Below are 13749 nucleotides of genomic sequence, written 5' to 3'. Positions count from 1 at the left end.
TCCCAAGCGTGCGCGGCGCTCGGGGCCCCGCGTCCAATCCCGGGGTTTGCCCGTATGTCTTGGCAGACCGCGCCGCGCCCGCCGCCGCGCTCCTCCCCCTCATTGAAAGGCGAACCATGACCGACAAGGTGTACGACAGCATCGATTTCGCGCAAGCCGTGCGCGCCAACCAGCGCGCCCTGGCCGGCTCCCTCAGGCAGACCTACGACTTCATCGTGTGCGGGGCCGGATCGGCCGGCTCGGTGGTCGCGGCCCGGCTGGCCGAGAATCCGGCCGTCAGCGTGCTGCTGCTGGAAGCTGGCGGCGACGACGAGGTCGCGAGCGTGATCGAGCCCGGCCAGTGGCCGCTGAACCTCGGCTCCGAGCGCGACTGGGGCTTCATGGCCGAACCGAACCAGCACCTGAACGGCCGCGCGGTGCCGCTCAACATGGGCAAGGTGCTGGGCGGCGGCTCGAGCATCAACGTGATGCTGTGGGCACGCGGCCACCGCAACGACTGGAACCATTTCGCCGCCGAAGCCGGCGACGCGGCCTGGAACTACGACGCGGTGCTGGACATCTACCGCCGCATCGAGGACTGGCAGGGCAGCCCGGACCCGCTGCGCCGCGGCCACGGCGGCCCGGTGTACGTGGCGCCTGCCCACGACCCCAAGCCAACCGCCACCTTGATGCTGGACGCCGCGCGCGAGCTCGGCATCCCGGTCTACGACAGCCCGAACGGCGCCATGATGGAGGGCGAGGGCGGCGCGGCGATCAACGACTTGCGCATCCGCGACGGCAAGCGCCTGTCGGTGTTCCGCTCCTATGCCTACCGGCGCATGGCCCAGCCCAACCTGACCGTGCTCACCAAGGCGCTGGTGTCGAAGCTGACTTTCGAGGGCCGCAAGGTCACCGGCGTGGAAGTGATCCTCGACGGCCGCCTGCAACGCTTCGGGGCGGCGCGTGAAGTGGTCTTGTCGCTGGGCGCGATCAACACGCCCAAGGTGCTGATGCAGTCGGGCATCGGGCCGCGCGCGGAACTGGAGCGCCACGGCATCGCGGTGCGCCAGCACCTGCCGGGCGTGGGCCAGAACCACCAGGACCATGTGGGCTTCAGCTGCATCTGGGAATACGCCGAACCCCAGCAGGTCGGCAACGGCGGCTCGGAAGCCACCCTGTACTGGAAGAGCGACCCCTCGCTCGAGGGACCCGACATGTTGCACTGCCAGCTCGCATTCCCGGTGTCGACGCCGGAGAACGCCGCGCTCGGCCTGCCGGAGCACGGCTGGACCATGTACGCCGGCCTGGCGCAGCCCAAGAGCCGCGGCGAAGTGCTGCTCTCGGGGCCGCAGGCCGGCGACCCGCCGATCATCCACGCCAACATGCTCAGCGATCCGGAAGACCTGGAAGCGGCCATCGCCAGCGTGCAGATGTGCCGCGAGCTGGGCAACGCCGAGGCCTTCGGCAAGCTGGTCAAGCGCGAAAGCATGCCGGGCAAGATGAGCCGCGAGGGACTGGAGCAGTACGTCCGCAATGGTGCGATGACCTACTGGCACCAGTGCGGCACCGCGAAAATGGGACGTGACGCGATGTCGGTGGTGGACGGCAAGCTCCAGGTGTACGGCGTCGAAAACCTGCGCATCGCCGACGCCTCCATCATGCCGCGCATTACCACTGGCAACACCATGGCGCCCTGCGTGGTGATCGGCGAACGCGCCGCCCAGGAGATCCGCGCCGCCCACCGTCTGTAAGGACGGGCGCGCCGCCAGGGGCGCGCGGGCCCGACCGGCGATCGGGCGGGCAATCCGCGGCCGCCCTGTGCGGCGCTCACACGGGCCTTGATCCCAGGGCCGCGCGCACCGCCGACAGTACGGTGCGGATCGGCAGGGAGCGCTGCAAGTCCTTGTGGTAGCCGGCCCAGACCACGCGGCCGGGCGGGGCCGCGCCGAGGTCGAGCAGGGTCAGGCCGGGCATGGCGTCACCCACCACGCGCGGCAGCACGGCGATGCCGGCGCCGGCTGCGCACAGCCTGGCCTGCACATCGCGGCTGTTGGCGCGCAGGCCCACCGCGGCGCGCGGCAGGCGCGCGGCGAGCCAGGGGACGTCGGCCAGGTCGCCGTAGGCGGTGTCCATGGTGACCAGGGTGTGGCCGCCGCCTTCGTCCGGCGCACCGTGGCGCGTCAGATAGTCTGGGCTGGCGTAGGCGCCGAAGCCCAGTTCCGTGGCCCGCGTCTGCACCACGTCGGCCTCGTCGAATTCGCGAAAGCGAAAGCCCAGATCTGCCTCGCGCCGGGCCAGGCTGACCAGGCGGGTCTCGGTCAACAGCTCGATCACCAGTTCCGGATGCGCGGCGCGCACTTGCGCGAACACCGGCGACAGCACATGGGCGCCGAACCATTCGGTGGTCGAGACCCGCACCATGCCGTGCAAGGCGGCGGCGCCGGCCAGCTTGCGTTCGATGGCGACGGCCTGTTCCTCGATCTCCTGCGCGTGGGGAAGGATGGCTTCGCCCTCGCTGGTCAGCACGTAGCCGTCGGCGGTACGCTGGAACAGCGTATGCGACAAGGCTTGCTCCAGCGCCTGCAAACGCCGTCCCATGGTCGGTTGCGATTGCCCGAGACTACGCGCGGCCTCGCTCAAGCTGCCGTGACGCGCGATCGCCAGGAATACACGGTAGTCGTTCCACTCGGCTTTCAGCTTCATTCACTTTTGTATTGTAAGTATGCAAACTTGTCGATTTTAATTCAAAAGCGAATTGGGTAAGCTGTTCGCACACTGTCGATACGGGAGAAATGCCATGCAGTTCCGAACAGCCCTGATTGCCGCAACGCTGGCCGGCGCCATCCTTGCCGTCGCGGCGCCGCCCGCCGCGGTCGCGGCCGACAACGCCCTGCGCCTGGAAGCCAGCAGCCAGGAGATGGTCTGGAACGCGGTCGCGGTGCATGCAGGCCGGATCTACGTCGCCGGCCCGCGCTGGACTGACGGCAAGGGACCGGCGCTGGCGATGCTCGACCGCGACGGACGACCGCGGGCCTACCCGGACGGCGCCTGGAACGGCTGGCGTCCCGGCCAGGATCCGGCGCACGCTTTCGTCAACGTCAACGCCATCCACCTCGACGGCCAGGGCAGCCTGTGGGCCATCGACACCGGCGCGCCGGACTTCGGCGGCGACCCGCTCCCGCAAGGCGCCAAAGCGGTGCGGATCGACCTGGCGAGCGGCCGCGTGACGCGCGTGATCGCCTTCGGCCCCGGCGTGGCGCTGCCCGGCAGCTACATCGACGACATCCGCTTCAACGGTCGCCGCGCCTACCTGACCGACGCCGGGCGCCCTGGCCTGATCGTGCTCGACCTGGACAGCGGCGCCGCGCGCCGCGTATTGGACGGCCATCCTTCCGTGACCGCACCCAAGGGTCGTCACATCGACGTGGCCGGCACCGTAGTGCGCGGCGCTGACGGCCAGCCGCTGGCCGTCAACGCCGATCCTTTCGAGCTGAGCCCCGATGGTGCGACGCTGTATTTCGGTTCGCTGTCCGGCCCCTGGTCCCAGGTGCCGACGCGACTGCTGGACGACCCGGCCGTTCCAGCCGCGGCCCTGGCCGCCGCGGTGCGTCCCTGGGCCGATATCCCGCCGGTCGGCGGCACCGCCATCGATGGCGCCGGCAACCTGTACTACGCCGACCTGCGCAGCACCAGCATCGTCAGGCGCAGTCCCGACGGCAAGCTCACGACGCTTGTACGCGACCCCGCGCTGCACTGGGTCGATGCACCCGTGATCGCAGACGGGCGCCTGTGGCTGCCGGTGCCGCAGATGGACCGCATGCGCGCCTTCAACGGCGGCGTCTCGCGCGTGCAGTGGCCAATTCGGCTGTACAGCATTGCTCTGGAGGAGAGGCCATGAAGGCCCCCATCACGCTCGGCTATATCGATTTGTCCTTCCACGCCGCCAGCGCCGCCGTGGTGCGCGAGATCCTCGAAGAGCACGGCCATGCGGTGACGCTGCGGGCCGCACCGCACGAAGCGATGTTCCGGCTGCTCGAAGCGGACGCGGTGGACCTGGTGTCCTCGGCCTGGCTGCCGGCCAGCCATGGCGCCTATCTTGCTCCTTCGCTCGACAAGTTGGAAAAGCTCGGCGCACTCTACGAGCCCTACTGCATATGGGGCGTGCCGGACTACGTACCAGCCGACGTGGTGGCCTCGGTGGACGATCTGAAAAAGCCGGAAGCGCTGGCTCGCATGGACAGGCGTATCGCCGGCATCAATCCTGGGGCCGGGATCAGCCGCTTTTCCCAGGCGATGATCCAGGGCTACGGATTGGACGCGCATGCCTACCGCTTCGAGGCCGGCGACGAAGCCTCCTGTTTCGACAACTTCCGGCGCGCGGTCGACGAAGGACGCTGGCTGGTACTGCCCTTGTGGCATCCGCAGTTCCTGCACCAGGATTACCGCATCCGCGCGCTCGAGGAACCGAAAGGCATGCTCGGCGGGCGCGATGCCGCCACCCTGGTGGCGCGCAAGGCGATCCTGCCGTCGATCGCGCCGCGGGCCCTCGAGCGGCTGCGCGGCCTGTACCTGGGGAACGCGGCGGTGTCCGGGCTCGAGCATGCGATCCGCGTGCGCGGCCTGGCGCCGCAGACCGTGGCGCGCGAATGGTTGGCGCGCAAGGCCTGAAGCTCAGACGTCGCGCAGGGTCACGACGGGCATCGTCAGCTCCCGCTTGGGACGGAAGAAGGCAATGTCGAACAGCGCAGCCGCGCCCACCACTTCCTTGCCGAGCTGGCGCAGCAGGGCGGCGGCGGCCTCGATGGTGCCGCCGGTGGCCAGTACGTCGTCCACGATCAGCACCCGCTGGCCCTTGATGCGCGCAGGCTGGATCTCGATGGTGGCGCTGCCGTACTCGCGCTGGTAGTCGATGCGGATCGCCTCGCCCGGCAGGCGTCCCGCCTTGCGCGCCATCGCGAAGCCGACACCGCGCATGTAGGCGAGGGCGCCCGCGATCATGAAGCCACGCGCATCCATCGCCAGGAGGAAGTCGAAATGCAGATGCTCCGTCTGCGCGTGCAGGGTGTCGATGGCGAGCCGCCAGTGGTCCGGATTGTCGAAGATGCAGCCGACGTCGATGAAGTTGACGCCGGGTTCGGGATAGTCCTGGAAGAACTCGAGGGGCAGGGAGGCGAAGCCGGTCATGGGATTTTTTCAGGTTGGTTGGGGCGGCAGGCGTCAGCCAGGAGGCGGGCCGGGGAGCGCCGCCGCCGGGGCGCCAGGCCGGCCAGGTGGACCGACAGTGTAGCGGATGCGGGCGACGAGGGCCGGCACGCGCCAGGCCGGCCGCGAGCAACATCAGGGAGATTATAATCTTTTAGACAACTTTTACAATTATATACACATTGTTGACCACAAGATATTTTCGTGTGACGATTTGCTCTTTCTCAACATGCATAGCCGATATGCAATCGGGGTAGGCGCAACACGCCGCCGCGGTCGACAAGAGAGGGCGGGATGGGGGCAAGAACAGCGGCGCGTATCGGCACGCGACCCGCAACATGGCTGGCGGCGGCGCTGATCGCCTGCGCGACCTTGGGCGAGTCGCTGGCGGCGCCGGCATATCCGCTCGCGCAGATGGTCCAGCAGAAGCGCTATCCCGAGGCCGCGCGCCTGGTCGCCGAGCGCCTCGCCCATGACCCCCGTGATCCGCAGGCGCTCAGCGCCACGGTCGACCTGATCCTGGCCCAGGGCCAGACCGGCCGCCTGGGCGAAGCGAGGAGCGCGGCCGAGCGCTGCGTCCAGGCCCACCCGGACAGCAGCCTGTGCTTCGAGGCGCTCGGCAATGCGCTGGAGGCCACCGCCAGCGGCTGGCTGGTCACCTCGCTCGGCAACACGCGCGCCATGCGCGACGCCTTCGAGCGCGCCGTCGTGCTCGACCCCGGCAACTACCGCGCGCGCATGTCGCTGCTGCGCTTCTACCTGCGCGCTCCCTTCTTCCTGGGCGCCGGCACGGTGCGGGCGCGCGAGCTGGCGATGGAGGTGCGGCGCACCGATCCCGATCTCACGCGCCTGATGCTGGCGCTGTGCGCGCACAGCGAAGAGCGGCCGCAGGACGCCGAGGAGTACGTGCTGGCCGCCGACCTGCGCGACTACCCGCTGGTGAGCGAACAGCACCAGCAACTGCTGGAAGCGCTGGCCGCGGCCCACCTGGAGGTGAAGCGCTACGCCGACAGCGCACGCCTGTACGGCGAACTGCAGCGGCGCCTGCCGGCGAGCGAAGCCGGCAACTATGGCCTGGCCCAGGTGGCGCGCGCCCAGGGACGGCTGGCCGACGCCGCGCTCTTCCTCGAGCGCGCCGCCGCCATCGCCGCGCGGCCCTATGTCTAGAAGACCCTGGGCGAGGTCTACCAGGCCATGAACAGTCCGCGCCGCGCCGTCGCCGCCTATCACGCGGCGCTGAACGGCAAGCCGCCGCTCGAGCGCCGCGAGCAGGAGCTGATCGCACAGCGCCTCGCTCAGTTGCAGGGCCGCTGAGCTCGCGCGCATCATGCACGCACCCCGCATGATCCACCAGCGCCTTCCCGGCCTCGACCTCTTGCGCGCCCTGGCCATCGTCTGGGTGATGGCCTACCACCTGAGCAGCAGCGTGGCGGGCCTGCCCGCGCTCGCGGAATCCGGATGGATGGGCGTGGACCTGTTCTTCGTGCTGAGCGGCTTCCTGATCGGCGGCCAGGTGTGCGCCGCGCTGCAGGACCCCGGCGGACCGCGCTGGCGCCGGTACCTGCTGCGGCGCGCCCTGCGCGTGCTGCCGGCCTACCTGGCCGTGCTCGCGCTCTACCTGTGCTTTCCCGCCTGGCGCGAGAGCCCGGGCCTGGCGCCGGCCTGGCAATTCCTGAGCTTCACGGCCAACATCTTCCCCGACTACCTGCATTACCGCGCCTTCTCGCATGCCTGGTCGCTGTGCGTGGAAGAGCATTTCTACCTCTTGCTGCCGCTGGCCGCCGGCCTGCTGGCGCGCCGCCCCAGCCTGCGCAAGACCGCGCTGTTCGCGCTGGCCGTGCTGCTGGGCGGGATCCTGCTGCGGGCCTGGGCCTGGCAAACCGAGGTCGCGCCGTATGCCGCCGTGAGCGCGGGCCCGGGCGCCTTCCTGCTGCGCTATGTCGAACACATCTACAACCCGACCTGGGCGCGCCTGGACGGCCTGCTGGCGGGCGCCGTGCTGGGCGCGCTGCGCGTGTTCCGGCCGCGCTGCTGGGCGTGGATGACGGCGCGCGGCTGGCCCTTCCTGGCCGGCGGACTGGCGCTGGTGGCGCTGGCTGCGCGCCTGTACGACGGCGTCCAGGTCGGCGCAGCCGGCGCCGTGCTCGGCTTTCCGCTGCTGGCGCTGGGCTTCGCCGGCGTGCTGGTCGGCATGGCGAGCCCGCGCACGCTGCCGGGCCGCGTCGCGCTGCCCGGCGCGCGCACCGTGGCCACGCTCGCGTTCAGCCTCTACCTGACCCACAAGGCAGTGTTCCACCTGGTGGACGGGCAACTAGGAGACTGGCTGGCGCAATCGGCGCCGCTGGCGGTGGCCGCGCACGCGGCGGCCGCGCTGGCCGTGGCGGCGCTGCTCCACTTCGCGGTCGAGCGCCCCGGCCTGGGCCTGCGCGAGCGCCTAGAAGGGCAGCGGATGCTTGGCCAGCGCGACCGCCACGATATAGCCGAAGCAGGCCAGGGCCGCGACGAAGGCCAGGGCGCGGGTGCGCGCGCTGCGGCCGCGCTTGAGCGCGACTGAACCGAGCAAGATGTAGGCCGCCAGGGCCAGCACCTTGGCCGTCAGCCAGGGCGCCGCGAAGGGATACTGGCTGCTCCACACCGCCAGGCCGATGGCGCTGGCCAGCAGCAGGGTGTCGATCAGGTGCGGGGCGATCCTCGCCCAGCGCCGCTGCGGCGGCGCCGCACCGGCGAGCGTCCACAGACCGCGCCCCAGGAACAGGGCGCCGCTGAGGAAGGCAAAGCTCATGTGAACATGCTTGAGGGCGTAGTAATCCATATGCGTCGGGACTCGGTGCGATCCCGGCAGTATGCCCGAGACCGGGCCGGCCCGACAGGCCGTTCAGCCGCACTCGCCCACGTAATGGCACTCGTCGCAGCGGGTGCAGCCGTCGACCTTGCGCAGGGCGCGCGCGCCGCATTCGGGGCATTTGGCGCCGCTCACCGCCGGCAGCGCGCCGCTGGGCGTCGGCGGCTGCGGCTGCGCCGGGGGCGGGGCGGCGCCTTCGCGCGCTTCGAGGCGGCGCGCCAGTTCGTCCACCGGCACCTGGTTGCCCATGGCGTCCAGGAAGCCGCGCCGGATCAGCAGCCGCTGCAGCATGAAGGCGATCGCCGCCACTTCCGAATCGTGGTAGACCGGCACCTGGACGCCGTCCTCGCGGGTCAGGAAGCCGCAGCGCACCGGGCCCTTTTCCCACACCACCTCGCGCATGTCGGCCAGGGCCTTGGCGATCGGGCCGCCTGCCCGCGCCACCATCGACAGCAGACGCATCGAGGCGGTGATCCACTGGTGGCCGCCGGTGCGCTGGTTGCCCGGCATGAAGAACTCGAAGGGTCGCTCGATCTCTACCTGCCGGCCCTGCCAGCGGCCCTCGGCGCGGATGAAGCTCACCGTCAGGTAGGCGCTCTTGCGCCCTTCCTGGGTCGAGTACTCGATCTTGGAGGTCACCGATTCCAGTTCGCCCAGCGGGCGGTGCTCGAAGCGCTTGACCAGCGGGTCGTCGTCCGGCGCGCCCGCCGGGGCGGAGGCCTGCGGCGCTGACGCCGCCGCAGGGCCGGCCGAGAGCACGCTGCCCAGCACGGAATTGGGCCGGTAGGTGGCCAGTCCCTTGAGCCCGGCGCGCCAGGCTTCGAGATAGAGATCGCGGAAGTCCTCGTAGGGATAGTCCTCGGGGACGTTGACGGTCTTGGAGATCGCGGTGTCGATGAAGGGCTGGACCGCCTGCACCATGCGCAGGTGGTCGCCGGCGCGCATCTCGAGGGCGGTGACGAACTGCGGCGGCAGGCCTTCGCGCTCGATGTCGTGGCCCAGTTGCCGGTACAGGCGCCAGGCGTGGTCGGCCACCTCGTAGCTGCGGCTGCCGCCGTCGGCGGTGCGCTTCCTGCGCTGGTAGGTCCAGGAATAGGGTGGCTCGATGCCGTTCGAGGCATTGTCGGCGAAGGCCAGCGAGATGGTGCCGGTGGGCGCGATCGACAGCAGGTGAGAATTGCGGATGCCGTGCGCGCGGATCGCTTCGCGCAGCTCGTGCGGCAGGCGCTGCACGAACTGGCCCTGCAGGTAGCGCTCGGCGTCGAACAGCGGGAAGGTCCCCTTCTCGCGCGCCAGCTCGACGGAGGCTGCATAGGCGGCGTCGCGCAGCTCCTCGGCGATGCGCGCGGCCAGCGCCCGGCCTTCCTCGGCGTCGTAGCGCAGGCCCAGCATCACCAGGGCGCTGCCCAGGCCCAGGAAGCCCAGGCCGACGCGGCGCTTGGCGCGCGACTCCGCCGCCTGCTGGGGCAGGGGCCACTCGGTGGCGTCCAGCACCAGGTCGAGCATGCGCACCGCCACCGCCGCCACCTCGCGCATGCGCGCGAAGTCGAAGGCGGCGCCGGCGCTGAAGGGCTGCTGGACGAAGGCGGTCAGGTTGAGCGAGCCGAGATCGCAGCAGCCGTAGGCGGGCAGGGGCTGCTCGCCGCAGGGATTGGTGGCGCGCAGCTCTTCGCAGTACCAGAGATTGTTTTCGCGGTTCATGCGGTCGACGAAGAGCACGCCCGGCTCGGCGTGGTCGTAGGTCGAGAGCATGATGCGCTCCCAGAGTTCGCGCGCCCTCGCTTCGCGGTAGACCCATAGCCCGTCCTCGCGCCGGAAGGCGCCGGTGGCCTGGTCTTCGTCTCCCGGCTCGGCGCGGTGCACCAGGGCGAAAGCGGCGTCGTCCTCGACCGCGCGCATGAAGGCGTCGGTGACGCCGACCGAGATGTTGAAGTTGGTGAGGGCGCCGCCGTCCTTGGCGGCGATGAAGCGCTCGATGTCGGGGTGGTCGACGCGCAGCACGCCCATCTGGGCGCCGCGCCGGGCGCCGGCCGATTCGACCGTGCGGCAGGAGGCGTCGAACACTTCCATGTAGGAGACCGGCCCGGAGGCGCGCGAGGCGGTGCCGTGGACCTTGCTGCCCAGGGGGCGGATGGCGCTGAAGTCGTAGCCCACGCCGCCTCCGCGGCGCATGGTCTCGGCGGCTTCGAGCAGGGCGGTGTAGATGCCGGGCAGCTGGCCGTCGTGGCCGGAGATGGCGTCGCCGACCGGCTGCACGAAGCAGTTGATGAGGGTGGCCCGCAGGCCCAGGCCGGCGGCCGAATTGATGCGGCCGGCGGGCACGAAGCCCTGCTCCTGGGCCCACAGGAAGCGCGCCTCGAGCTCGGCGCGCCGGGGTTCCGGCTCCAGCCGGGCCAGGGCGCGGGCGACGCGGGCGCGCACGTCGGCGATCTCGCGTTCCTCGCCCTTGGCGTATTTCTCGCGCAGCACGTCGAGCGAGACTTCCTGCGGCGCCAAGGTGCTGTCGATCAGCTTGTCACTTGCATTCATGGCGGCTCCTGCATGAATGCCGCAGGGCCGCTTACGGTTTGTCGAGGTTGGGCGGCGTGATGATGTGCGGCGTCTCGGTGGCGGCGGCGCCGGCGGCAGCGCTTGCGGCGCCGGAGTGGGTCGCGAGGCGGGCTTCGAGCTCGGCCACCCGCAGTTCGAGCGCGTCGAGCTTGGCGCGGGTCTTGGCCAGCACCTGGGCCTGGATATCGAATTCCTCACGGGTAACGAGGTCGAGCTTGGCGAAGCCCTGGGTCATCACCGCCTTGACGTTGCGCTCGATGTCCTTGGCGGGTCCGCTTTCGAGCGCCTGGTTGATCTTGCCCTGCAAGTCGTTGAAGAAAGTATTCATATCCTGGTTGTCCTCGCGTCTGGCGGCCGGCGCGCACCATTACGGTGCGCTCCAGCCTCATTTGGTGCGCCCGTCCGGCATTCCTGCGCGCCGGGCGAACGATGTCGTGCATCTAGCCCCGATGTGGGGCGACTAGCTGAAAAAACAAGCCTGTTTCCTGCCGTATCACGCTGATTACGGGCTGGCACGCATCCTGCTAAACAAAAGGTGGATGCAAACAAAGCAAGCAATAACAGGATTGTAAACCGCAACGGCAGCAACCGTTCAACACGAGGGGGTTTGTCATGAAGTGCAAAGCAAAAAGCGCAGCAGCAATCAGCCTGGCCGTCCTGTCCCTGGCCAGCGTCCCGGGCCAAGCGCAGGAACAACCCGCCGAACACCAGGTGAGCTACAACGTGGCGCTCACCAGCGAATACCGTTACCGCGGTCTGTCGCAAACCCGCCTCGACCCCGCCCTGCAGGGCGGCGTCGACTACGTGCACGGCCCGACCGGCTGGTACGTGGGCACCTGGGCGTCCACCATCAAGTGGACCGAGGACCTGGGCGGCGACGGCAACGTCGAAGTCGATCTCTACGCCGGCAAGCGCGGCCAGCTGACCGAAGGCCTCAGCTACGACGTCGGCGGCCTCTATTACTGGTACCCGGACAACGGCCTGAACCCGAACGCCAACACCTTCGAGCTGTACGGCAAGCTCGGCTACGGTCCGGCCTATATCAAATATTCCCATTCGACCACCAACCTGTTCGGCACCGTGGACAGCAAGCGCAGCGGCTACCTGGACCTGGGCGCGGATATCGACGTGGGCGGCGGCTTCCTGCTCAACCTGCACGTCGGCCGCCAGCGGGTCAAGAACAACAGCCAGTACTCGTACACCGACTACAAGGTCGGCGTCACCAAGGACTTCGGCATCGCCGCCGTCTCGCTGGCCTGGATCAAGGCGAACACCGACGCCTACCTGAGCCCGCGCGGCGAAAACCTCGGCAAGTCGGCCGCCGTGCTGACCGTGTCGAAAACTTTTTGATAGCAAAAGAGGCAATACCATGAAAATGATTACCGCCATCATCAAGCCCTTCAAGCTCGACGAGGTGCGCGAAGCGCTGTCGGAAATCAACGTCCAGGGCATGACGGTGACCGAGGTGAAGGGCTTCGGCCGCCAGAAGGGACACACCGAGCTCTACCGCGGCGCCGAGTACGTGGTCGACTTCCTGCCCAAGATCAAGATCGAGGCCGCGGTGGACGACGCCGTGGTCGACCAGGTCATCGACGCCATCCAGGGCGCCGCCCGTACCGGCAAGATCGGCGACGGCAAGATCTTCGTGGCCGACCTGAACCAGGTCATCCGTATCCGTACCGGCGAGACCGGCAACGACGCACTGTAAGAGGGGACATCAATGAAGCGAATCCTAGCCACCATCCTGGGCGCCGCGCTCAGCCTCGGCGCCGCCGTGCCCGCCTGGGCGGCGCCCTCCATCAACAAGGGCGACACCGCCTGGATGTTCGTCGCCACCCTGCTGGTGATCATGATGTCGATCCCGGGCCTGGCCCTGTTCTACGGCGGCCTGGTGCGCGCCAAGAACATGCTGTCGATCCTGATGCAGGTGTTCATGGTGTTCTCCGTGATCATCGTGCTGTGGTGCCTGTACGGCTACTCGCTGGCCTTCACCCAGGGCAGCGCCTTCATCGGCGGCTTCGACCGCGTGCTGCTGAACGGCATCTATGACGCCGCCGCCGGCACCTTCAGCCAGGCCGCCACCTTCAGCAAGGAGACGATGATCCCCGAGTTCATCTTCGTCGCCTTCCAGGGCACCTTCGCGGCGATCACCTGCGCCCTGATCGTCGGCGCCTTCGCCGAGCGCGCCCGCTTCTCGGCGGTGCTGCTGTTCGTGGTGCTGTGGTTCACCTTCGGCTACCTGCCGGTGGCCCACATGGTCTGGTTCTGGGCCGGTCCGGACGCGATCACCGACGCCACCACCCTGGCGACCGTCACCAGCAACGCCGGCTTCCTGTGGCAGAAGGGCGCGCTCGACTTCGCGGGCGGCACCGTGGTTCACATCAACGCCGCCGTGGCCGGCCTGGTCGGCGCCTACGTGATCGGCAAGCGCATCGGCTACGGCCGCGAATCGATGGCCCCGCACTCGCTGGTGCTGACCATGATCGGCGCCTCGCTGCTGTGGGTGGGCTGGTTCGGCTTCAACGCCGGCTCGGCCCTGGAAGCGGGCGACATCGCCGCCCTGGCCTTCGTCAATACGCTGCTGGCGACCGCCGCCGCCGCCGTGTCCTGGATGCTGGGCGAATGGATCTTCAAGAAGCGTCCCTCGATGCTGGGCGCGGCCTCGGGCGCGGTGTCGGGCCTGGTGGCGATCACCCCGGCCTGCGGCTTCGTCGGCCCGATGGGCGCCTTGGTCATCGGCTTGCTGGCTGGTATCATCTGCCTGTGGGGTGTGACGGGCCTGAAGCGCCTGCTCGGCGCCGACGACTCGCTGGACGTGTTCGGCGTGCACGGCGTGGGCGGCATCCTGGGCGCACTGCTGACCGGCGTGTTCGCCGCGCCGCAACTGGGTGGCCAGGGCATCTGGGACTATGTCGCCAATAAGGCGTCGCCCGATTTCTCGATCGCCAACCAGGTGTGGGTGCAAGCCCAGGCCGTGGGCATCACGATCGTGTGGTCGGCGGTGGTGTCGTTTATTGCCTACAAACTGGTCGATGTCGTGATCGGCCTGCGCGTGCCGGAAGACCAGGAGCGCGAAGGTCTGGACATTACCAGCCACGGGGAAACGGCGTACCATTCCTGATACCGCAAGGCGGTAGTGAGAAAAGGCGCCTGCGGGCGCCTTTTTGCATTGCATT

Annotated in this window: 12 protein-coding genes and 1 pseudogene; 8 read left to right on the top strand and 5 right to left on the bottom strand. The window is 69.1% G+C overall.

All coding sequences use genetic code 11. The annotated features are described in order from the left end of the window. Positions 1–116: 116 nt before the first annotated feature. Positions 117–1730 carry a GMC family oxidoreductase gene (locus B0920_RS14630; protein WP_078033207.1) on the top strand — a complete coding sequence of 538 codons (1614 nt, stop codon included), beginning with the start codon at positions 117–119 and terminating at the stop codon, positions 1728–1730. A 76-nt stretch (positions 1731–1806) separates the two neighbouring features. Here B0920_RS14630 and B0920_RS14625 read toward each other — a convergent pair whose 3' ends face one another. After that, positions 1807–2682, bottom strand: coding sequence for a LysR family transcriptional regulator (locus B0920_RS14625; protein WP_078033206.1), 876 nt, complete (start codon positions 2680–2682; stop codon positions 1807–1809). Between the two features lie 94 nt (positions 2683–2776). Here B0920_RS14625 and B0920_RS14620 point away from each other — a divergent pair, with 94 nt between their 5' ends. Continuing rightward, positions 2777–3877 (top strand): L-dopachrome tautomerase-related protein, encoded by a 1101-nt coding sequence (locus B0920_RS14620; protein WP_078033205.1) that lies wholly within the window; start codon positions 2777–2779, stop codon positions 3875–3877. Continuing rightward, entirely contained in the window at positions 3874–4647 is a 774-nt protein-coding gene (locus B0920_RS14615) for a glycine betaine ABC transporter substrate-binding protein (protein WP_078033204.1), read from the top strand. Before B0920_RS14620 ends, B0920_RS14615 begins: the two co-directional genes overlap by 4 nt. A 3-nt stretch (positions 4648–4650) precedes the next feature. Here B0920_RS14615 and B0920_RS14610 read toward each other — a convergent pair whose 3' ends face one another. Beyond that, complete coding sequence (locus B0920_RS14610; protein ID WP_078033203.1) at positions 4651–5163, bottom strand: adenine phosphoribosyltransferase; 513 nt, start codon at positions 5161–5163, stop codon at positions 4651–4653. A 312-nt stretch (positions 5164–5475) separates the two neighbouring features. Here B0920_RS14610 and B0920_RS14605 point away from each other — a divergent pair, with 312 nt between their 5' ends. Continuing rightward, positions 5476–6348, top strand: coding sequence for a tetratricopeptide repeat protein (locus tag B0920_RS14605; protein ID WP_078033202.1), 873 nt, complete (start codon positions 5476–5478; stop codon positions 6346–6348). Between the two features lie 160 nt (positions 6349–6508). Next, complete coding sequence (locus B0920_RS14600; protein ID WP_218669360.1) at positions 6509–7735, top strand: acyltransferase; 1227 nt, start codon at positions 6509–6511, stop codon at positions 7733–7735. Here the strand turns inward: B0920_RS14600 and B0920_RS14595 are convergent. The 3 genes and pseudogenes from B0920_RS14595 to B0920_RS14585 all read right to left on the bottom strand — a co-directional run. After that, complete coding sequence (locus B0920_RS14595) at positions 7616–7963, bottom strand: SirB2 family protein (RefSeq protein WP_307188906.1); 348 nt, start codon at positions 7961–7963, stop codon at positions 7616–7618. The two genes, B0920_RS14600 and B0920_RS14595, sit on opposite strands and share 120 nt — an antisense overlap. Before the next feature lie 93 nt (positions 7964–8056). After that, entirely contained in the window at positions 8057–10552 is a 2496-nt protein-coding gene (locus B0920_RS14590) for an adenosylcobalamin-dependent ribonucleoside-diphosphate reductase (protein ID WP_078033200.1), read from the bottom strand. A gap of 127 nt (positions 10553–10679) precedes the next feature. After that, positions 10680–10901 (bottom strand): annotated as a pseudogene (locus B0920_RS14585) (accessory factor UbiK family protein); the annotation flags it as partial. A 284-nt stretch (positions 10902–11185) separates the two neighbouring features. On the opposite strand from B0920_RS14585, the gene B0920_RS14580 reads away from it, so the two are divergent. The 3 genes from B0920_RS14580 to B0920_RS14570 are packed head-to-tail and all read left to right on the top strand — an operon-like array spanning position 11186 to position 13694. After that, positions 11186–11923, top strand: coding sequence for a TorF family putative porin (locus B0920_RS14580; protein ID WP_078033198.1), 738 nt, complete (start codon positions 11186–11188; stop codon positions 11921–11923). Positions 11924–11942: 19 nt separating this feature from the next. Continuing rightward, on the top strand, positions 11943–12281 hold the full coding sequence (glnK, locus tag B0920_RS14575) for a P-II family nitrogen regulator (protein WP_005667790.1): 339 nt from the start codon (positions 11943–11945) through the stop codon (positions 12279–12281). Between the two features lie 12 nt (positions 12282–12293). Next, positions 12294–13694, top strand: coding sequence for an ammonium transporter (locus B0920_RS14570; RefSeq protein ID WP_078033197.1), 1401 nt, complete (start codon positions 12294–12296; stop codon positions 13692–13694). The last annotated feature ends 55 nt before the right edge of the window (positions 13695–13749 follow it).

This window comes from Massilia sp. KIM (assembly GCF_002007115.1).
Lineage (GTDB): Bacteria > Pseudomonadota > Gammaproteobacteria > Burkholderiales > Burkholderiaceae_D > Telluria.
Note: the sequence above shows the minus strand (reverse complement) of the source record. Positions and strands in the feature narration are given on the sequence as shown.